The 20,199-nt window shown below is 61.7% G+C and carries 16 protein-coding genes and 2 tRNA genes; 4 read left to right on the forward strand and 14 right to left on the reverse strand.

Translation table 11 applies throughout. The annotated features are described in order from the left end of the window. Positions 1-17 precede the first annotated feature (17 nt). On the forward strand, positions 18-2,639 hold the full coding sequence (gene valS, locus CVS30_RS11635) for a valine--tRNA ligase (protein WP_110485500.1): 2,622 nt from the start codon (positions 18-20) through the stop codon (positions 2,637-2,639). A gap of 25 nt (positions 2,640-2,664) precedes the next feature. Here the strand turns inward: valS and CVS30_RS11640 are convergent, their stop codons facing one another. The 14 genes from CVS30_RS11640 to CVS30_RS11705 form a co-directional block, all read right to left on the reverse strand. Continuing rightward, on the reverse strand, positions 2,665-3,486 hold the full coding sequence (locus CVS30_RS11640; RefSeq protein ID WP_110485501.1) for an SGNH/GDSL hydrolase family protein: 822 nt from the start codon (positions 3,484-3,486) through the stop codon (positions 2,665-2,667). A gap of 6 nt (positions 3,487-3,492) precedes the next feature. Beyond that, positions 3,493-4,824 carry a UDP-glucose dehydrogenase family protein gene (locus tag CVS30_RS11645; RefSeq protein WP_110485502.1) on the reverse strand — a complete coding sequence of 444 codons (1,332 nt, stop codon included), beginning with the start codon at positions 4,822-4,824 and terminating at the stop codon, positions 3,493-3,495. Next, positions 4,821-5,966 (reverse strand): glycosyltransferase family 4 protein, encoded by a 1,146-nt coding sequence (locus CVS30_RS11650; RefSeq protein ID WP_110485503.1) that lies wholly within the window; start codon positions 5,964-5,966, stop codon positions 4,821-4,823. Before CVS30_RS11650 ends, CVS30_RS11645 begins: the two co-directional genes overlap by 4 nt. 425 nt (positions 5,967-6,391) lie before the next feature. Further along, positions 6,392-7,018 carry a mycothiol-dependent nitroreductase Rv2466c family protein gene (locus tag CVS30_RS11655; protein WP_220033913.1) on the reverse strand — a complete coding sequence of 209 codons (627 nt, stop codon included), beginning with the start codon at positions 7,016-7,018 and terminating at the stop codon, positions 6,392-6,394. A gap of 106 nt (positions 7,019-7,124) precedes the next feature. Continuing rightward, positions 7,125-8,411, reverse strand: coding sequence for an ATP-dependent Clp protease ATP-binding subunit ClpX (clpX, locus tag CVS30_RS11660; protein WP_110485505.1), 1,287 nt, complete (start codon positions 8,409-8,411; stop codon positions 7,125-7,127). Between the two features lie 188 nt (positions 8,412-8,599). Further along, positions 8,600-9,274 carry an ATP-dependent Clp protease proteolytic subunit gene (locus CVS30_RS11665; protein ID WP_110485506.1) on the reverse strand — a complete coding sequence of 225 codons (675 nt, stop codon included), beginning with the start codon at positions 9,272-9,274 and terminating at the stop codon, positions 8,600-8,602. Between the two features lie 32 nt (positions 9,275-9,306). After that, positions 9,307-9,927, reverse strand: coding sequence for an ATP-dependent Clp protease proteolytic subunit (locus tag CVS30_RS11670; RefSeq protein WP_074710424.1), 621 nt, complete (start codon positions 9,925-9,927; stop codon positions 9,307-9,309). Between the two features lie 276 nt (positions 9,928-10,203). After that, positions 10,204-11,574: a trigger factor gene (gene tig / locus CVS30_RS11675; RefSeq protein ID WP_110485507.1), complete on the reverse strand. Its 1,371-nt coding sequence runs from the start codon at positions 11,572-11,574 to the stop codon at positions 10,204-10,206. Between the two features lie 89 nt (positions 11,575-11,663). Continuing rightward, positions 11,664-11,736: transfer RNA gene (locus CVS30_RS11680), tRNA-Pro, on the reverse strand. A 194-nt stretch (positions 11,737-11,930) separates the two neighbouring features. Continuing rightward, a tRNA-Gly gene (locus CVS30_RS11685) sits at positions 11,931-12,004 on the reverse strand. A gap of 187 nt (positions 12,005-12,191) precedes the next feature. Further along, positions 12,192-13,127 (reverse strand): Fpg/Nei family DNA glycosylase, encoded by a 936-nt coding sequence (locus tag CVS30_RS11690; protein WP_110485508.1) that lies wholly within the window; start codon positions 13,125-13,127, stop codon positions 12,192-12,194. A 53-nt stretch (positions 13,128-13,180) separates the two neighbouring features. Continuing rightward, entirely contained in the window at positions 13,181-13,654 is a 474-nt protein-coding gene (locus tag CVS30_RS11695; RefSeq protein WP_110485509.1) for a ribose-5-phosphate isomerase, read from the reverse strand. A gap of 62 nt (positions 13,655-13,716) precedes the next feature. Then, on the reverse strand, positions 13,717-14,724 hold the full coding sequence (locus CVS30_RS11700) for a hypothetical protein (protein WP_110485510.1): 1,008 nt from the start codon (positions 14,722-14,724) through the stop codon (positions 13,717-13,719). Between the two features lie 4 nt (positions 14,725-14,728). Next, positions 14,729-15,769 (reverse strand): DUF1648 domain-containing protein, encoded by a 1,041-nt coding sequence (locus tag CVS30_RS11705; RefSeq protein ID WP_181419783.1) that lies wholly within the window; start codon positions 15,767-15,769, stop codon positions 14,729-14,731. Positions 15,770-15,978: 209 nt separating this feature from the next. Between CVS30_RS11705 and pepN the strand changes: the two genes are divergently transcribed. The 3 genes from pepN (at position 15,979) to CVS30_RS11720 (ending at position 20,129) form a co-directional block, all read left to right on the forward strand. After that, positions 15,979-18,528, forward strand: coding sequence for an aminopeptidase N (gene pepN, locus CVS30_RS11710; protein WP_110485512.1), 2,550 nt, complete (start codon positions 15,979-15,981; stop codon positions 18,526-18,528). Positions 18,529-18,716: 188 nt separating this feature from the next. After that, positions 18,717-19,535: an SGNH/GDSL hydrolase family protein gene (locus CVS30_RS11715; protein ID WP_110485513.1), complete on the forward strand. Its 819-nt coding sequence runs from the start codon at positions 18,717-18,719 to the stop codon at positions 19,533-19,535. Positions 19,536-19,646: 111 nt separating this feature from the next. Continuing rightward, positions 19,647-20,129 carry an OsmC family protein gene (locus tag CVS30_RS11720; protein ID WP_110485514.1) on the forward strand — a complete coding sequence of 161 codons (483 nt, stop codon included), beginning with the start codon at positions 19,647-19,649 and terminating at the stop codon, positions 20,127-20,129. The last annotated feature ends 70 nt before the right edge of the window (positions 20,130-20,199 follow it).

Genomic DNA, 20,199 nt, shown 5'->3' on the forward strand with positions numbered 1-20,199 from the left:
CATGAAAGAATTGAGCCATGGCTGAAAACATTCCGGGCACAGACACGCCCGCACCCACCACAAGCAACGTCCCCGACAAGCCCGTTTTGGAGGGCCTCGAAGAGTCCCTGACCAAGCGCTGGCTTGAAGAAGGCACCTACAAGTTTGACCGCGAGACCACCCGTGAGCAGGTGTACTCCATTGACACTCCCCCGCCCACGGCGTCCGGCTCCTTGCACGTGGGTCACATGTTCTCCTACACGCAGACCGACGTGCTGGCTCGTTTCCAGCGCATGAACGGCAAGAATGTCTTCTACCCCATGGGCTGGGATGACAACGGCTTGCCCACCGAGCGTCGCGTGCAGAACTACTTCGGTGTCCGCTGCGACCCCACCTACGCCTACGTGGATGGTTACCGCCCGCCGGCAACTCCGGCCAAGAACCAGCGTGACTTTGACGTTGTCTCCCGCAAGAACTTCATTGAACTGTGTGAAGAGCTCGCCGTTGAGGATGAAAAGGTCTTTGAGCACCTGTTCCAGACCTTGGGCCTTTCGGTTGACTGGGATCTGACGTACCGCACGATCGATGATCACTCACGTGCCGTCTCGCAGCGTGGCTTCTTGGAAAACCTGAACCACGGTGACGCTTACATGGCCGAGGCTCCCACACTCTGGGACGTCAGCTTCCGCACCGCCGTTGCCCAGGCTGAGCTGGAAGACCGCGAAGTAGCCGGAGCGTACTACCGCTACCCATTCGTCGCCGAAGACGGCACAAAGATTTACATCGAGACCACGCGCCCGGAACTGCTGGCCGCCTGCTCCGCCCTGGTCGCCAATCCTGACGATGAGCGCTACAAGCCGCTCTTCGGCAAGAAGGTCACCTCGCCACTGTTCGGTGTTGAGGTTGAGGTTCGCGCCCACGCTCTGGCTAAGGCCGACAAGGGTTCCGGCATTGCCATGGTCTGCACCTTCGGTGACCTGACCGACGTCACCTGGTGGCGGGAACTGCAGCTGCCCACGCGCGCCATCGTGGGCCGCGACGGCCGCATCCTCGGTGACACCCCCGAGTGGATCACCTCCGAGGAAGGCCGCGCGAACTACGCAGCCATCGCCGGCAAGACGGTCTTCAGCGCCAAGGAAAGCGTGGTCACCATGCTGACCGAGGCAGACTTGCTCGACGGCGAACCGAAGAAGATCATGCACCCCGTGAACTTCTTTGAGAAGGGCGACAAGCCCCTGGAGATCGTTTCCTCCCGCCAGTGGTACATCCGTAACGGTGGCCGTGACGAGGATCGCCGCGAACGCTTGATCAACCGCGGTAAGGAAATTGAATTCCACCCGGCCTTCATGCGCTCACGCTACGACAACTGGATCTCCGGCCTGAACGGTGACTGGCTGGTGTCTCGCCAGCGCTTCTTCGGCGTGCCGGTTCCCGTCTGGTACCCGCTGGATGCCGACGCCAACCCGGACTACGATCACCCGATCCTACCCACCTCGGACATGCTCCCCGTTGACCCTGCTGCCGACGCAGCCCCGGGCTTCACCGAGGATCAGCGCAATGTGGCCGGTGGCTTCATTGGTGACGCCGACGTGCTCGACACCTGGGCCACCTCCTCCTTGACGCCGCAGATTGTGGGCGGCTGGAGCCAGGATGAGGACCTGTTCGGTAAGGTTTACCCCTTCGATCTGCGTCCCCAGGGTCACGACATCATCCGCACCTGGCTGTTCTCCTCCGCCGTGCGCGCCGACGCCCTGCAGGGCAGCGCACCGTGGAAGCACGCCGCCATCTCGGGCTGGATCCTTGACCCGGATCGCAAGAAGATGTCCAAGTCCAAGGGCAACGTGGTGGTCCCCACCGACGTGCTCAACGACTTTGGCGCCGACGCCGTCCGTTACTGGGCAGCATCCGCCAAGCTTGGCGCCGATACGGCCTACGAGATTGCGCAGATGAAGATTGGTCGCCGCCTGGCCATCAAGCTGCTCAACGCCTCCAAGTTCGTGCTCAACCTTGGCGCCACCGAGGCCAATGTGGTTGCGGCCGATGACGCCGTGCTCACGAACCCCTTGGATCGTGCCGTGCTGGCGCAGCTGGCCGAGGTGGTCCGTGCGTCAACGGCCGCCTTTGAGAAGTACGACTACGCCCGTGCCCTGCAGCTCACCGAGAGCTTCTTCTGGCACTTCACGGACGATTACGTCGAGCTCATCAAGGACCGCGCCTACGGTGCCAGCGGCGAGGAAGGCCAGGCATCCGTGCTGGCAGCCCTGGCCACGACGCTTGATTCACTGCTGCGCCTGTTCGCACCGTTCCTGCCCTTCGCCACGGAAGAAGTCTGGGGCTGGTGGCGTGGCGGTTCGGTGCACCGCGCGCCGTGGCCGTCCGCCGTTGCCGTGGACGACGGCGACACCACCTTGCTCGCGACGGTCGGGGACGCCTTGAGCGGCATCCGTAAGGCCAAGTCCGAGGCTAAGGTCAAGCAACGCACCCAGGTCCTCTCCGCAACGGTGACCGCCGGCGAGGTTCAGGCCGCGCAGTTGACCGCCGGATTGGGCGACCTCAAGGCCGCTGCCAACGCTCTGGAACTCACGGTTGCCGTGGGCGAAGGCGAACTGGCCGTGTCCGACGTCGTGCTGGAGCCGGCGCAGGAGCCCGCGCAGGCGTAACGTGTTGGGCCGGGATTCGGCAGGCTTAACGTCTCGTTGAGCCTGCCGAAACCTTGGCTAACTTTTTTAGCCCCTTCTTGGGCGGCACCCGAACCGGCTCCGGCCATCGAGCATTCAGGGTGTCGCCCAAGGTTGTTCCACGCAGCTTTCGCCCCACGAGGGGCAGCACCCACTCAGTGACCCATTCCCGATGTTCGCGTGCTCGCTGCCGCACCCCGCGTGAGGCCTTGCGCTTTTCCCGCGCCGTGATGGTATGCGGCACCCCGAGCGCATCCAGAACCTGTGCCGCCAAATACTTGTGCCCGGCCTTGGACATGTGGAGCCGATCGGGCCCCCACATGTGGGCATTTTGGTAGGCCGTGAATGCCGCATAGTCCACCAGGATGGCACCGTACTGCGCCGCGATGGCCCGGACGCCGTCGTTATAGGCGTGATTCTTCCGCCGCAGCCGCCCTAGCAGCGGCGCCACCTCCACGTCGTAGCCGGTAAAAAGCACCAGGGTTGCCCCTGTTTGCGCCAGGCGGGACACCAGAAAGCTATACTCGGCCAGGATGTCCGCGATCTTCGTACCAAAATCCATGACGTCATTGCCGCCGGCGTACAGCGTGATGAGCGTTGGCTCCATGGCAAGGGCCGGCTCGAGCTGATCGGCGATGATGTGCCGGAGCCGTTTACTGCGAATGGCTAGATTGGCGTACTCCCATCCAGGGGCATGGCTCGCCAAGGCCTCGGCCACCCGATCGGCCCAGCCTCGCACCCCATTGGGCCGTCGCTTGCTACTATCCCCCACGCCTTCCGTGAAGGAATCCCCCAGGGCGAGGTAACGGCCCGGCTCCTGCGCTAACACGAGCGACTACACGGCCGCCCGCGAGGCCCGCACCATGCCGGCACGGCCAATCCCGTGGTACTCCCAGCCAGCGGCCTGCCAGACGGAACCGTCGAGGGCATTGCGCCCATCGATGATCACGGCCCGTCGCACGAGCGTGGCTGCCTGCCCCGGATCAAGGGCGGTGAATTCGGGCCACTGAGTCAACAGGAGCACCAGCTCGGCCTCGCGCAGCGCCACGGAGACCTCGCGCTCGAAACTCAGCTGCGGGAATTGCAGCCACGCCGTGTCCTGCGCCTGCGGATCGCTCACCGTCACGAGCGCCCCCTGCGCGGCCAGTTGAGCCGCCACATCCAGGGCCGGCGAATCCCGAATATCGTCGGTGTGCGGCTTGAACGACGCACCCAGAATCGTGATGCGTTTGCCCTGCACCGAACCCGCACACAGCCGTACCGCGGTCTCGGCGGTACGGAATCGCGCGTCGGCATTGATCCCGTCAACCAGCGAGAACATCTCATCGAGGGCGTCCACCCCGTGGCTCTGCGCCTGAGCCCGGAACGACCGCAAATCCTTCGGCAAGCACCCGCCCCCGAACCCCACGCCGGCATGGAAATACTTCCCGCCAATGCGGTCGTCGTGTCCCAGTGCCTGGGCGAGTTGTACGACGTCGGCCCCCACCTGTTCGCAAAACTCACCGACCGCGTTGATGTAGGACAGTTTCAAGGCCAAGAACGCGTTGGCCGAGATCTTAATGAGTTCGGAGGTGGCAAAGTCAGTGACCACCTTCGGGGTTCCCCGCTCCAGCAGCGGCGCGTAGACGGCGTCGAGCAGGGAGCACGCGAGTTCTGCCTTCTCACCGACCCCATAGACGAGCCGGTCGGGCACGAGCGAGTCCTTGACGGCCGTGCCTTGTCGGAGGAATTCGGGGTTCCAGGCGAGCCCGGCGCCGCTCGCGGCAATCACCTGTTCTAGGACGGTGGCCGTTCCCACTGGAACGGTGGATTTGCCCACCACGAGGGTGCCCGGGCGCAGATGCGGGCGCAGGGCCTGGACCGCGGACATCAGGAAGGACAGATCGGAATCGTTAGTCGTCTTGGACTGCGGTGTGCCCACACAGAGGAAGTGCACCTGCGCGCAGGCCAGGTCCGCGGGGTCACTCGTGAAGGTGAGGCGGCCGCCGTCGTGCCCTTCCTGAAGCAATTCGGCGAGACCGGGCTCATGGAAGGGCACCTCGCCACGGGCCAGCTGCGCGATCCGGGCGGTGTCGGTGTCGAGCGCGATAACGTCGTGGCCCAGGTGCGCCAGGGTCAGGGCGTGGACCGCACCGAGATATCCGGCACCAATAACGGAAATTTTCATTTGATTCCTCTCAGGGCGGCCGGGAGCCGCGGGTGGTCGGCGATGGCCTGGGTGAAAAGTTCCATGAGTTGCTCGCACACAACGTGCCAGCTGCGGCCCTGGACCTGGGCGAACGCCGCGTCGGCGAAGGCAGCCCGTTTCGCGTCGTCGCCCATCAGGTCCATGGCGTAATCGTGTAATTGGCGCAGGTTACCGGGGGCGTAGAGCCAGCCCGTGCGGGAGGAATCCACAAGATCCACGGGCCCACCACGACCCGTCGCCACCACGGGGACCCCGGAGGCCATGGCTTCCTGAATGGTCTGGCAGAAGGTTTCCAGCTCGCCCGGGTGCACGAACAAGTCAAAGGAGGCCATGGCAGCGGCGAGCTCGTCACCGCCCAGGAATCCGGTGAAGTAGGCGCTCGGCAGGAGGGCTTGGAGCGCTTCTCGCTGGGGGCCATCTCCCACGATGACGAGCCGTGTGTCGGGGATAGTGGCGAGCACGGCCAGGTCCTCCACCTGCTTTTCCAGGGCGAGGCGCCCCACATAGCCAATGATCTTCTGTCCTTGTGGCGCTACCTTGTGTCGGAAAGCGGTGCTGCGTTTGGCGGGGTGGAAGCGATCGGTGTCCACGCCGCGACGCCACAGTTCCACTCGAGGGATGCCGTGGCCTCGGAGCTTCTGCAAGGAGTCGGTGGAGGGCACGAGGGTTTTCGTCGCTGCGGTGTGGATGCGTTCCACCCGCTGCCACGCCCAATTTTCTAGAAACGGCATGCCATAGCGGGCGGCATAGCCGGGGACGTCGGTTTGGTATACGGCGACGGTAGGAATACCCAGGGCCGCCGCTGCCCGCACGGCACGCCACCCCAGAATAAAGGGCGAGGCTAGGTGGACCACATCGGGGTTGAACTCGGCCAATAAGACCTTGACCCGCGCTACCCCACCGATGGCAATCCGGATGTTGCGGTATCCGGTCAGCGGCACGGCGGGCAGTCTGCGGACCGTGGCCCCCTCAACTGTGGGCGGAGCGTTCTCGAGCGTGGATGGGGCGATGACTAAAACGTCATCTCCGCGCGCATCCAGATGTTGCAAGATTTTCAGCAGTGAATGGGTGACCCCATTCATCTCGGGCAGGAACGATTCAGCAACTATTGCAACCTTCACGCTTCAAGCGTGACCTGCCAAGGTTGCCGTCGTACCCGGCTCGGGAAACGAAGCGGTGAAGAGTGGGTGAACGGCCGCTGCCACCGATGCTGGCCCAGATTTTGGGCAAAGGGGAAGCCCCATCGGCTAAATGCCGTCGGTGGGGCTTCGACTTTCATGCCGTGTGTGACGTGCACGGTCTGGTGGATACTAATGACTTTTCACGACGTCTCACCGCGTCACCGGTGCTTTGAACCGCGTGCGAGCAACCCGTCGAAACGGTGCTCATGTGATCAATACGGTTCGGTCTGTGAAATTTTTAGTCTCTACCAGCCCTTTCCTTGGCGGATTGGGTAAGAACAAGTATGCTCCTGCTCGCAGGGCAAAAACAAGAGGTGGCGGGAAGTATTTTTCCCACCACCTCTGAGCTCGCATGTGCGAGACTTTTAGCCGAACTGCGGGTCCTCGGTGCGGCTGCGCTTGATCTCGAAGAAGTACGGGAAACTAGCCAGTGTCACGGTGGCGTCCCACAGCTTTCCGGCTTCCTCGCCGCGGGGAATGCGGGTGATGACGGGGCCAAAGAAGGCGGTGTCGTTGAAGGCCACGATGGGGGTTCCCACGTCCTGGCCCACCTTGGAGATACCTTCGGCATGGCTTACGCGCAAGGCGGCGTCGTGGGCATCGCTCGTGGCGGCTGCTGCCAGTTCTGCCGGCAGGCCGGTTTCGGCCAGGGCCTTGGCGATGACGTCGGACATGTTCGTGTTGCCATTGTCGTGAATCTGTGTGCCCATAGCGTCGTACAAGGGCTTGATGACCTGCTCGCCATGCTCGGCAACGGCGGCGATAATCACGCGAACCGGGCCCCACGCCTGAACCATGCGTTCCTTGTAAACGTCCGGGAGGGAATCGTTATTTTCATTCAGGACGGACAAGCTCATGACATGCCAGTTCACGGAAATGTTGCGAACCTGTTCCACTTCGCCAATCCAACGCGAGGTCACCCATGCGAAGGGGCAGATGGGATCAAACCAAAAATCGGCCGTTTCGGCGGCGTTCACAGCGCTTTCAGACACGTAAAAACTCCTCGGTAGAACATGGATTCCAATGATGGATGGAGGCGAAGCCCCGTCGCTAGGTGCAACGACGTCGTGCCGGAAACTATTCCGGGAACCGAAGGTCTTAGGCGGACTTGTTCCGGCGCTTGGCAGCCACCTCGTGGGGGATCAAGGTAGGTTCGGCCTTTTTAGCAACCACGTCAGCGGTGATGACCACGGTGGCGATATCGGCGCGGCTGGGCAGATCAAACATGACAGGCTGCAGGACTTCTTCGAGAATGGCGCGCAAACCGCGTGCGCCTGTTCCTCGGTCCAGCGCCAGCTCGGCAATGGCCGCCAGTGCCTCGTCATCAAACTCCAGCTCCACGCCGTCGAGCGTGAACATCTTTTGGTACTGCTTGACGAGCGCGTTTTTGGGTTCCGTGAGGATCTGAATCAAGGCGGTGCGGTCGAGCTGTGTCACGGTGGTGATGACGGGCAGGCGTCCAATGAATTCCGGGATCAACCCGAACTTCAGGAGATCTTCCGGCATGACGTCGGCGTAGCTGGCCTCGGACTGCTTAAGCGCACTGAGCGGGGCACCAAAGCCGATGCCCTTCTTGCCAGCGCGGGAACCGATGATGTCTTCCAGTCCGGCAAAAGCACCGGCGACAATGAACAGCACATTGGTGGTGTCGAGCTGCAGGAACTCCTGGTGCGGATGCTTCCGGCCACCTTGCGGCGGAACGGAGGCTACGGTGCCTTCAAGAATTTTCAGCAGCGCCTGCTGAACACCCTCACCGGATACGTCACGGGTAATGGAGGGGTTCTCGGACTTGCGCGAAATCTTATCGATCTCATCGATGTAGATGATGCCCTGCTCGGCCTTTTTCACATCAAAGTCGGCTGCCTGAATGAGCTTGAGGAGGATATTTTCCACATCCTCACCCACGTAGCCGGCCTCGGTCAGCGAGGTTGCATCGGCAACGGCAAAGGGGACGTTGAGGCGGCGGGCCAGGGTCTGAGCCAGGTACGTCTTGCCACAACCTGTGGGTCCGATGAGCAAGATGTTGGACTTAGCAATTTCCACATCGTCGTGCACGCCGCCGGAGAGCGTGGTGCTCTTAACAGCGTGGCCGGACTGGATGCGCTTGTAATGGTTGTACACAGCAACGGCGAGCGATTTCTTGGCCGGTTCCTGGCCCACAACATATTCCTGCAGGAAGTCAAAAATCTCCCGCGGTTTGGGCAATTCAAAGGTGTCGAGCTCGGCAACCTCGGAGAGCTCTTCTTCGATAATCTCATTGCACAGCTCGATGCATTCATCGCAGATGTACACGCCGGGACCGGCGATGAGCTTACGAACCTGTTTCTGGCTTTTCCCACAGAAGGAACACTTCAGCAGATCGGTGCTTTCGCCCATCCTGGCCATTGGTGTGTCCTTCCGCGACTAACTCGCCAGCAGCGAAGTTATTCTAAATAATTACAAGTTCCAGAGCTGATGCCCGGAACGTCCTACAAAGTAATTTCAACTCTAATCCACGGCATGGACATTGAGCGGAAAGCAAACGCCGGAACAGGGATTTTCCTCCCTGTTCCGGCATTTATATCATGCGGCCCTTAGCGGCTGATAGCGGCCGGCTTGATCTTGCGAGGAGCCAACACTTCATCAATCAGGCCATACTCCTTGGCCTGTGCGGCCGTGAGGATGTTGTCACGCTCGATGTCGTTGCTGACCTGCTCCGGGGTGCGGCCCGAGTGATCGGCGAGAGTGTTCTCCAACCATTCACGCATGCGCATGACCTCGTTGGCCTGGATCTCCAGGTCAGAGGCCTGACCACCCTGGCCACCGGAGAGTGCCGGCTGGTGGATCAAGACGCGAGCGTTCGGCAGCGCCAGGCGCTTGCCGGGGGCGCCGGCAGCCAGCAGAACAGCGGCGGCCGAGGCAGCCTGTCCGAGGCAAACCGTCTGGATTTCCGGACGGATGAACTGCATCGTGTCGTAGATGGCCGTCATAGCCGTGAACGAGCCACCGGGAGAGTTGATGTACAAGGTGATGTCACGGTCGGTGTCATCTGCTTCCAAGACGAGCAGCTGAGCCATCACGTCATCAGCGGAGGCATCGTCCACCTGAACGCCGAGGAAGATGATGCGATCCTCGAAGAGCTTCGTGTACGGGTCCTGGCGCTTGAAACCATACGGTGTGCGCTCCTCAAACTGAGGGAGCACGTAGCGGCTGGAGGGAAGGTTGCCGGCAGTGTGGCCAAATGCTGTGCTGCCAAAGTTGTAAGTCATGGTCGTACTCCTGAAATCTTTATCTTCGGCTTTTACTTGGCGTTGGTTCCGCCGCCACCGGCAACGGAGCCTGCGTGACGGGCAATCTTGTCAAAGAAGCCGTACTCGAGGGCTTCGGCGGCCGTGAACCACTTGTCGCGGTCGTTGTCGGTGAGGATCTTCTCAACCGTCTGGCCGGTCTGCTCGGCGGTCAGTTCCGCCATGACCTTCTTCATGTGCAAGATCAGTTCGGCCTGAATCTTGATGTCCGAGGCCGTGCCGCCGATTCCACCAGAAGGCTGGTGCATGAGGATGCGCGCGTTGGGCGTAGCGTAACGCTTGCCCTTGGTGCCGGAGGAGAGCAGGAACTGTCCCATGGACGCTGCCAGACCGGTGGCGACGGTGACGACATCGTTCGGGATGAACTCCATCGTGTCGTAGATAGCCATACCGGCGGTAACCGACCCACCAGGTGAGTTGATGTACAGGTAGATGTCCTTTTCAGGATCCTCGGCCGAGAGCAGCAGCAGCTGCGAGCAGATCAAGTTGGCGTTGTCATCGCGAACCTCTGAACCCAACCAAATGATGCGTTCTTTGAGCAGGCGGTTGTAGATGTACTGGTCCGAGCCGGACGGGTCCGCGCTAGCCATCGTGGGGGTGGTGTGCTGTGCCATGGTGGGTTTACCTCTCCTTCGTGTGGCCCGTTGAGCATGCCCAACGTGACCATCACTAATGTTCACTACTTGGACAGTAGCCCTTTTCGCCGGCTCATTGTGGCCCTTTGGGACACTGTTCGCTGTAGGCGCACGTTCCGCGAAGGTACGGGGGTGCAGGGAATAAAACCGCGCTGGTGGGACAACGAAAAGGGCATGCAAAAAGCCGTTGCCGGCTCCTTGGAAAAGGAACCGGCAACGGCTGCTAAAACGTTTTTACCCGGTGAAGGGAAGTAGTTAGACGCGAGCTTCGCCCGGATCGGTGACTGCTGTGGGCTCGATGACCTCGTCCTCGGAAGCAATTTCTTCTTCTTCGGAAGCGACTGAAACGAAGTCAGTCAGATCAACAGCAACACCAGCGGTGTCCTTCACGGCAGCCTTGCCCAGAACAGCGGCAAGTGCCTTGCGACGACGAACTTCGCCAACGATCATGTTGACCTGGCCCGAGGAGTCGAGCATCTGCGCGAACTGGTTCGGGTCCATGCCGTACTGGCTAGCGGAGGAAACGATGTAGTCGATCAGTTCAGCCTGGCTGACGCTGACTTCTTCCTTCTCAGCAATGGCATCGAGGATGATCTCGTTGCGGAATGCCTTCTCGGTGTTTTCCTTGACCTCGGCGCGGTGCTCTTCGGTGTCGTGTTCCTCGGCACCGTGTGAGTTCTCCGGGCGGAAGTGCTGCTCGAGCTGCTCGGCGATGACGGAATCCGGAACCGGAACCTCAACGAGGGCAACGAGTGCTTCGAGAACCTTGTCGCGAGCCTCAACACCCTGCTCGACAACCTTGGAATCGGCAGCCTGCTTGGCCAGGTCTTCCTTCAGTTCGGCAATGGTGTCGAACTCGGAAGCCAGCTGAGCGAAGTCATCGTTTGCTTCGGGGAGTTCGCGAACCTTGACCGAGGTGACCTTGACGGTGACCTGAGCTTCTTCACCTGCGTGCTCGCCGCCAGCCAGCTTGGTGTTGAAGATTGCTTCCTCGCCAGCGGACAGGCCGGTTGCGGCCTCGTCCAGACCATCAAGCATGTTGCCTGCGCCGACCTGGTAGGAGAGGTCAGCAGCGGAGTCAACCTCAACGCCGTCGATCTTGGCGTCGATGTTGATGGTGAGGAAGTCACCATCGGCGGCCGGGCGGTCTTCAGCCTTCAGCGTGCCGAAGCGGCCGCGGAGCTCGTCCAGTGCCTTCGTGGTGTCTTCATCGGAAGCCTCAACAGCAGCAACCTCAACCTCAATGCCAGCGTAGTCCGGCAGTTCGATCTCGGGGCGGATGTCCAGTTCAACCTGGAACTTGACCACACCATCGGTGCCGGACGGGTCCGGAACTTCGGTGATTTCAACTTCGGGACGGCTCAAGGGAATGAGCTTGTTTTCGACAACAGCTTCCTGGTACCAGCCGTTCAGACCGGCGTTGATAGCCGTTTCGAGAACGTAGCCACGGCCAACGCGCTGATCGATCAGCGAGTTGGGGACCTTACCCTTACGGAAGCCGGGTACCTGAACCTGGGTACCAATCGTCTTGTAAGCCTCAGTGATGCTGGGCTTCAATTCCTCAAAGGAAACCTCAACATCGAGCTTTACCCGAGTGGGTGTGAGGTTTTCGACAGCGCTCTTCACAGCGTGGTACTCCTGATGGTCTGTTGATGGATATTTAGGCCCAGCACATGGGCAGTCACTGACCAAACGTGATCCGGATAATGCTGAAGTCGGGGCGACAGGACTCGAACCTGCGGTCTCCTGCTCCCAAAGCAGGCGCGCTAGCCACTACGCTACGCCCCGTAGTGCCCGCAACAGTCTACGGGCAAAAGTTCCCAGATGCACAATCGGCGATTTCGCGGCGATTTTCTCGTGGTTTTCCCTCGCCCTTTACGGACGACGACGAACCCCACCTAGCGTGTTTAGCTCACCTTTTGCGCGCCTTTAGTTAAACAAAAAAATTCCCCGGCCAGATGACCGAGGAATTCATAAAAAATTGGAGGGGGCGACGGGAATCGAACCCGCGTAATCAGTTTGGAAGACTGAGGCTTTACCATTAAGCTACGCCCCCAGATACAAGCCCTGGGGCTTTGTTTTCGGCTTGTGGCCGAACAACTCCATTACCCTATCAACCCTTTTGCCACTCTCGCAAATCGAGAGCAGCTAATTTTCGAAAAATGCCATAGTTGGGCGTTCTCGCGGTAGTTCTACCTATAGCGAGAATGCCTAACTAGGGCGTTTTTACGGGGAAGTCGCGCTCAGGACTTCTGGCAGGACGGGCACCAATAAAGTTTTCTCCCGCCGAGCTCCTGCAACGCGATTTCCGTGCCGCAGTGACGGCACGGCAGGCTCTGCCGCTTGTACACATAATGCGCATCCTCCACCGGAACCGACGCGTTGGCCCGTTGTTCCGCGAGCTTCTCGCCCACCGCAACGCCATGGCCGGAGGGTCGATCTCCCATTTCGGTCGTGATGATGCGACCGTCGCGGACGCCGTCGTTCATGATGGTGGCAATATCACGCCACAGCGCCTGGGCTTCCTCACCCTGCAGGCTTGTTCCGGAGAGCATGGGATCGAGGCCCAGCCGGAACAAGGTTTCCGCCCGGTAGACATTACCCACCCCGGCGAGTACGTCTTGTTTCATGAGTTGCAAGGCGATTGAGGTTGAACTCTTGCGGATGCGCCGCACAAACTCCTCGGCATCTCCGGGGTAATCGTTGAGTGGATCAGGGCCCAACTTGTTGCGCGCCACGACAGCCTCAGCGGGGGTCAAGACCTCGCAGGCGGTCGGTCCACGCAAATCGGCCCAGCCATGCTCGGACACGAGACGGACTCGCACAGCACCCTTGGGTTCGGGCGGGCCGGCATAAACCTCGGCGGACGGCCCGGCCCCAGCAACTTCTTGTTCACCAATGCGACGCGGCGCGCCAATGCTGGAGGCGCCCGTGAAGGACGAATCGCCGCCAAAGTCCCATGCTCCGTACAAGCCCAGATGCACGCGCATCACCAGATCGTGGGAGAAATACAGGAACATTTGCTTGCCGTGCGCCTCGGCCCGCTCCAGAAGCTGACCGTCGAGGCGCTGTGCTCCCGCGGCGAATTTCCCCTGCGGGCTGGACACGGCAAGCGTAGCCCCGCCAAAGACATCACGAAATTGCCGGGCCAAGCGGTGGACGGAATGCCCCTCAGGCATAGGATCCTCCGCTTGGTCCCGGCAGAGTCACAAGGTGGTTGTGCACAGCGAAATTACTCGACGATCTCGCCCGTGGTTTCGTACACAGCGATCTTGCCGATGCGGCGGACATGACGCTCGGCGTTGCTGAACGGCTCGGCGAGGAACGCTTCGATGATCGCAGTGGCTTCCTCAACTGTGTGCTGGCGGCCACCCACGGCGATGACATTGGCGTCGTTGTGCTCGCGAGCCAAGGTCGCGGTGGAGTGGTTCCAGGCGAGAGCGGCACGCACACCCTTGACCTTGTTGGCGGCAATCTGCTCGCCATTGCCGGATCCGCCCAGCACAATCCCGAGTGCGTCAACGCCAGCGGCCTGGTCGGCGACGACGGCCAGTGCGGCGTTGATGCAGAACGAGGGGTAATCATCTTCGGCGTCGTAAGCCTGCGGTCCGTGGTCCACCATCTCGTAGCCCTTGGCGGCGAGTGCCGTGATGAGGTGAGCGCTGAGCTCCATGCCGGCGTGGTCGGTTGCGATATGAACGCGCATGATGATTCCTAAGTTCTCGAGGTAATAACTGCTCCCCCAAGACTACCCAAGGCTGCACCACATTACGGCCGCCGCGAACGGTCCCCCGGCGATTTTCCGGCCCGACGGTTCATGATGGCGGAGAGCTCATCGGCCAGATCTAGGGACGGCGCACTCACCGCTGCCTGTCCCCCATCGGCAAGACGAAGTACGACGGCGGCACCTGAGTAACTCAGGAATGTCACGGATCCGTTGTGGCGGCGCGGGCCCCATCCACCGTAATCCCGCGCCATAATATCGAGCGACACGGCCGCGGCGACGTCCAGGCACGGCACGGTGAGGACGGGTACCAACCCCAGGACTTTGACCTCTAGCCCCGTGCGATCCATCGAGACCGTGGCGCACAACAAGGCAATCACGAGCAGAGCGGCAAGCACCATGGCCAAGAAGATCCAGGGCGAGATTAGGGCTAGGAAGGCGCCGGGCAAAACGGCGGCCAACAAGATCATCAGGACGATAGAGCTCCGCGGATGCAGGAAGTAGCTCAGCTGATCCTTGGCCTCATCGGGGTCTAGCTCGGATTCGAGCATGAGCAGCAGCGCGCTGTCATCTGCGGGCGTCCACTGCTCGTCGGGTTTGAAGGTCAGGGCCAACACCACACCCATGGACGCGGCCAGACCACAGCCCATGAGCAGCACAAATCCGTCCACCCGTTCGGTGGGCAGGCCCTCGTGTTGCCCCTGGCCCAAGAGTGTCGCCACGAACAAGGTGAAGGCCGATAGTTGCAAGGTCATGGCCACGCCGAGCAGGACCCGGCGCAGATTTCGCGGCAAGGATGTGCGGGCACCCTGGCTTCCCACCCCGGCGCCGAGCACCAGTATGGCCGCCACACCCACGGTCAGGAATACGGGAATCGACACGGGGCTACCGCCCCAGGGAAACACCACACCGTCGGGCAGTTGCCCGGCAATCAACACGCTTCCCAAAATCAGGGCAGCCGCTAGGAGCGCAGCAAAGATCAGCGCGAAGCGCAGGGCCCGTGCGTCAAGGCGCCTGTCAGGGGAAGAATCGTGACTGCCATCGGATGCCATGGAACTATTTTTTCACGTTCCCGATGCGATGGTAACCGTTTGCGAGCGCCGCTGCGGTTCCTGCTGAGGCCACGTCCGGCATGGAAATGATGAACTTTTGGTGATATCCGGCCTCGATGACAAGAGCCGGGCCGCTGCTCATGATGAAGCCAATGCTGCCGCCATGCATGCGGTATCCCCATCCGCCATAATCCAGCGCCTTGATCTCTTCCACGCTGGCACCCTTGATCCCGGGCCAGTCCAGGGGCATGATCTTCCAAAATCCAGAGGCCAGCACCCGCACGCCCTGGGGATCGATGACCACCACACCCTGGCAAAAGATCCATACGAGGGCCGCCACCACAACTCCCAGGAGCGCCAACAACGGGAAGATGAAGTACGTGCTCACGGCCACGATCGCACCAACGCCTAGGCTCAAAAGCCACGCCCAGGGGCCCAGCGAAACCTTGATGCGCAGCGACTCGCCGCGCTCTGCCTGCTCACGCCCGGCCACGGCAAGGGCCGCGTCGGCCGCGGTGACGTTGGCGTTCATCGCGACGACGGCCGGGTCTTGCGTCCGATCCACCTCGCCGGGCCGGTAACGCCAAATCACGAGGGCGGCGACAATAGCCGCCACGGCCAACCCTGCGGCCATGACGGGAGCCGAGAGCTTTGCCTGTGAGATGTCCACCAGATCTAACTGCCCGGCAACAATGGCCACCATCAGGGCGGTCAGGCCCACCGCGAAGGCGGCGCCCAGGCCCAGCCCAACTCGGGCCAGCAGCGAGGATTGCCCGCGTGAGATCATGGCCATCACGGAGATGAGAGCACCTGTTCCCCCGGCCACTCCGACCGTCATGAGGGCCATACCCCAGAGCGAGGAATAGCCATCGACCTCATTCTCGGAATTCCAATGGGTGGCCAATTCGGTCGGCAAGCGATCCGCAATGGTCAGCATCCAGAGCGCCGCGACAACCCCCAGCAGCAACGGACCCGCCACCGCCCCGAAAAGCCAGCGCCGGTTGTACCGTTGCTCGGCCACCACGTCGCGCATCTGTTCCCCCATGAAAATTCCCCCATCGAATAGTCTGTTGCTTCCCTTCAACCCTTCCCTAGCGCCACGCGGGGTGCAAATTTTGCCGGACTTCATGACCTCGCGGCTACTAGGCAGTAACGTGAAAGAATCATTTCAACCCACCGCCGGGCACACGCGTTGTAGCTGCCCTGCGGCCTTGTTCAATCCGAACCCGAACGGAAGGCATTACCTTGCCTGGTATGAACCTGACCCGAGCCGAAGCCATTGAGCGCTCTGCCACCCTGACCGTCGACAGTTACGACGTCGCCCTCGACCTGACCACCTCCGAGACCACCTTCGCCTCCACCACCACGGTGCACTTCAGCGCGAAGGAGGGTTCGTCGTCGTTCATTGACGCCGTGACGGATGCGGTCCATCAGGTCACGCTCAACGGCGTGGCGCTGGATCCGGCGGAGGTCTCCGACGGCGTCCGCATCCAGCTGCCCAACCTCGCCGCCGAGAACGTGCTCACCGTCAAGGCCGACGCCTTGTTCATGAACACGGGCGAGGGCCTGCACCGATTTGTGGACCCCGTGGATGGCGAGGTGTACCTGTACAGCCAGTTCGAGGTGCCAGATTCGCGCCGCATGTTTGCCGTCTTCGAGCAGCCCGACCAGAAGGCCCGCTTCACCTTCCATATCACCGCCCCGGCACATTGGGACGTCATCTCCAACTCCCCCACCCCGACCCCCGAGTCCGCCGGCGAGGGCACGTCGGTGTGGCACTTCGAGCCCACGCTGACCATGTCCAGCTACATCACGGCGCTCATCGCCGGCCCGTATGAGAGCGTGCGCAGCGAACTGACCAGCTCCGACGGCCGCACCATCCCGTTGGGCGTGTTTGCCCGTAAGTCGCTCATGGAATTCATGGACGCCGAGAACGTCTTTGAGTTGACCCGCCAGGGCTTTGAATTCTTCGAGCAGCAGTTCGGCACCCCGTACCCCTTCGCCAAGTACGACCAGCTCTTCGTGCCCGAGTTCAACGCCGGCGCCATGGAAAATGCTGGCGCCGTGACGTTCCTGGAAAGCTATGTCTTCCGTTCCAAGGTCACCGACGCCATGGTGGAACGTCGTGCCATCACGATCCTGCACGAACTGGCCCACATGTGGTTCGGGGACCTCGTGACCATGCGCTGGTGGAACGACCTGTGGCTCAACGAGTCCTTCGCCGAGTTCATGTCCACCCTGGCCGCGGCAGAGAACACCAAGTACGTGGACGCCTGGACCTCCTTCTCCTCCATGGAGAAGAGCTGGGCCTACCGCCAGGATCAGCTGCCCTCCACGCACCCCATCAAGGCCGAGATCAACGATCTGGAGGACGTGCTCGTCAACTTTGACGGCATCACCTACGCCAAGGGTGCCTCGGTGTTGCGTCAGCTCGTGGCCTGGGTGGGTCAGGAGGAATTCATGGCCGGTGTGCGCGCCTACTTTGGCAAGCACGCCTGGTCCAACACCGAGCTGCCGGATCTCATGGTGGAGCTGGAGGCTGCCAGTGGCCGCGATCTCTCCTCCTGGACCGAAAAGTGGCTCGAGACGGCCGGCGTCAACACCTTCAAGGCCGCCCTTGAAGTTACGGACGACGGCGCCATCACCTCCTTTGCGATCGTTCAGTCCGCGATCGCCGAGTACCCGACGCTGCGCCCGCACCGTGCGGCCATTGGCTTCTACGATCTGGCCACGGAGGGCGCGGACGCCGGCAAGCTGGTGCGCACCCACCGTGTGGAGCTGGACATAGATGGGGCCACCACCGAGGTGCCGGAGCTCGTTGGCATGCAGCGCCCCGCGCTGATCCTGCTCAACGACGACGATCTGGCCTACGCCAAGATCCGCCTCGATGAGGTCTCTCTCGCGACCGCCAAGGCGCATCTGCAGGACTTCCGCGACTCGCTGCCGCGGACCTTGGTCTCGGCGTCGGCCTGGGATGCCGCGCGCGACGGCGAAACTTCCGCCCGAGACTACGTGGACTTTGTCTTGTCCACGATTGGCTACGAGAGCGACTCCACCGTCATCATGGTGCTGCTGCGTCAGCTCGCCACCTCTTTGCAGTTCTACGTCGCACCCGAGCACCAGAAGGCCACGGCCATCGCCGCCGCGGATTCGCTGTGGGTCCTGGCACAGAATGCTGCGGCGGGTTCGGATGCGCAGCTGCAGTTCGTGAAGGCCTTTGCCGCTCGCGCCCAGTCCGCACAGCAGCTGGACACGGTGCAGTCCTTGCTAGACGGGGTCATCGCCTTGGATTCCCTCACCCTCGACACCGATATGCGCTGGGAACTACTGACCTCGCTCGTGGCCGGTGGCCGCGCCGATGCAACAGCCATCGATGCTGCCGTGGCTCTGGATAACACCCAGAACGGCCAGCTGGCGGCAGCCACTGCTTACGCAGCCATCCCCACGGCCGAGGCAAAGGCCGCGACCTGGGATTCGGTGGTCGTGCGTGCCGATGGCGCTAACGCTATCCAGCGTGCGGCCATCACCGGCTTCGGCAAGGTCTGGGACACCTCCTTGCTGGAGCCGTATGTGGCCAAGTACTTCGCCGCTGTGGCCAGCATCTGGGCGGAGCGTTCCTACGAAACCGCCTCGACCATCATCACGGGACTGTACCCCTCCGGGCTGGTCGCGCAGTCCACTCTGGATGCCACGGATGAGTTCCTGGCAACCCTGGGCGAAGAGACTCCGGCATTGCGTCGTCTGCTCGTTGAAAGCCGCGACGGCGTGGCTCGTGCGCTGCGGGCCCAGGCAGCTGACGCCTAAGTCGACGCCTCATTGAGGGGGCAGATCACCCACCGTCAAGCGGTGGGTGATCTGCCCCTCAATGGTTTTGGGCGAGAAACTCCACGTGTTTTTAGGCGCCGCCACGATCGTGGAAGCGTTTCGGAAATCCCCCATTATTCGTGCCTCACAGTCTATCCCGGTGGGCCATTCGGGAGTACTTTCAGCTCATGAACTCGTTACGATTAAGGAAGTTAGCCGCACGCACAGGCGTAGCGGCTTTCGTGAGTCTGGGGCTCATTGCGGGGTTTGCCGGGGCGCCGGCCGTAGCCCAGTCGCCCTCGCCTGTCACCTACACGGTGCTGGGCGATTCTTACTCCGCAGGCGCCGGCGGAGGATCCGAATCCTTCCCCTGCATGCAGAGCCCGAACAGCTACGGCCATGACTACGCCGCTGCCACCGGGAAGGTCATGGCCAACCTAGCGTGCTACGGCGCCACCACGGCTGATGTCCAGCTGTCCCAGGTGCCGTTGATCCCGGCCACCACCAAACTCATCACCCTCACAGTGGGAGGTAATGACATTGGCACCGGCGATGTATCCGCGGTCTGCGTGCCAGCACCGCAAAGTACCCAGTGCACCGCAGCACTGAGTTCCTCCATGCAAAAGCTGACCCAGCTGCCAACGAAGCTCAAGTCCCTCGTCAAAGCCATAAAGCGCCAGGTCCCGCAGGCGAAGATCGCCTTCGTGGGCTACCCGAGGCTTTTTGAGCCGAACAATATGGCCCTGCTGGGGTACTCCGCCGATCAGGTCAAGACGGCCAAGCTCATGAACGGTGCCGCGGATCTGCTCAATAGCGTCATCGCCGTCTCCGCCGTGACTAACGGCGCCCGCTACGTTCCCGTAGCCTGGGCGTTTGCCGGGCACGGTGTTCCGTCGTCGGCGCAGTGGATTGTGGGGCCAGGGGATGTTACTAATCCGTTCGTCTTTCATCCCACGGCTACCGGCTACTTAAATGGCTACACCGCGGTTTTGAGGGCGTTCCTGTAGTCAAGACGTCTTCGGCACTGGTTCATCGGGGCCCCTCGGCGGCTACCGCGCAGCGACCTCCCCAACGCTCGCTTCGCTCGCTGGGGCCCCTCGGCCGCTACGCTTAGCCCTATGGCTTTGAATCAACATCATTTTGAGATCAACGTTGTATGGACCGGCAATAAGGGAAGCGGTACCTCAACGTATCGGGCTTACGGCCGCGACCACACCGTTGCGGCCGTTGGGCTGCCCGTCTTGTTGGGCTCGGCGGATCGGACTTTTCACGGCGACCGCGACCGCTGGAATCCGGAGCAGCTCCTGATCACCGCCCTCACCCAGTGCCACATGCTCTCGTATCTGCACGTGGCCGTCATGCACGGAGTAGTCATCACGCGCTATGAAGACACCGCCACCGGCACGTTAGTGGTGAACCCCGATGGCAGCGGACAGTTTTCCGAGGTCACGCTGCACCCGAAAATTCAGGTCGCCGATCCGGCCACCGAGGAGCTCGCCCTGTCCCTGCATGCGGAAGCCGCCACGAAGTGTTTCATCGCCCGCAGCGTGAACTTCCCGGTACATCACGAACCCGGACTCTTGGCCATCACCGAGGACTAAAAACCACGGCGGTGCGCGTTATGGTTGGTAGAAAGCTCACCACCGCCAATGAACACAGGGTAGATTTCGC

The sequence above is a fragment of the Arthrobacter psychrolactophilus genome, assembly GCF_003219795.1.
GTDB classification, from domain to species: domain Bacteria; phylum Actinomycetota; class Actinomycetes; order Actinomycetales; family Micrococcaceae; genus Specibacter; species Specibacter psychrolactophilus.

Coding starts and splice junctions, on each gene's coding strand:
- valS (WP_110485500.1), top strand. CDS start 18: ATGGCTGAAAACATTCCGGGCACAGACACGCCCGCACCCACCACAAGC.
- CVS30_RS11645 (WP_110485502.1), bottom strand. CDS start 4,824: ATGAAAATTTCCGTTATTGGTGCCGGATATCTCGGTGCGGTCCACGCC.
- clpX (WP_110485505.1), bottom strand. CDS start 8,411: ATGGCCAGGATGGGCGAAAGCACCGATCTGCTGAAGTGTTCCTTCTGT.
- CVS30_RS11665 (WP_110485506.1), bottom strand. CDS start 9,274: ATGACTTACAACTTTGGCAGCACAGCATTTGGCCACACTGCCGGCAAC.
- CVS30_RS11670 (WP_074710424.1), bottom strand. CDS start 9,927: ATGGCACAGCACACCACCCCCACGATGGCTAGCGCGGACCCGTCCGGC.
- CVS30_RS11690 (WP_110485508.1), bottom strand. CDS start 13,127: ATGCCTGAGGGGCATTCCGTCCACCGCTTGGCCCGGCAATTTCGTGAT.
- CVS30_RS11695 (WP_110485509.1), bottom strand. CDS start 13,654: ATGCGCGTTCATATCGCAACCGACCACGCCGGCATGGAGCTCAGCGCT.
- CVS30_RS11700 (WP_110485510.1), bottom strand. CDS start 14,724: ATGGCATCCGATGGCAGTCACGATTCTTCCCCTGACAGGCGCCTTGAC.
- CVS30_RS11705 (WP_181419783.1), bottom strand. CDS start 15,769: ATGGGGGAACAGATGCGCGACGTGGTGGCCGAGCAACGGTACAACCGG.
- pepN (WP_110485512.1), top strand. CDS start 15,979: ATGAACCTGACCCGAGCCGAAGCCATTGAGCGCTCTGCCACCCTGACC.
- CVS30_RS11715 (WP_110485513.1), top strand. CDS start 18,717: ATGAACTCGTTACGATTAAGGAAGTTAGCCGCACGCACAGGCGTAGCG.
- CVS30_RS11720 (WP_110485514.1), top strand. CDS start 19,647: ATGGCTTTGAATCAACATCATTTTGAGATCAACGTTGTATGGACCGGC.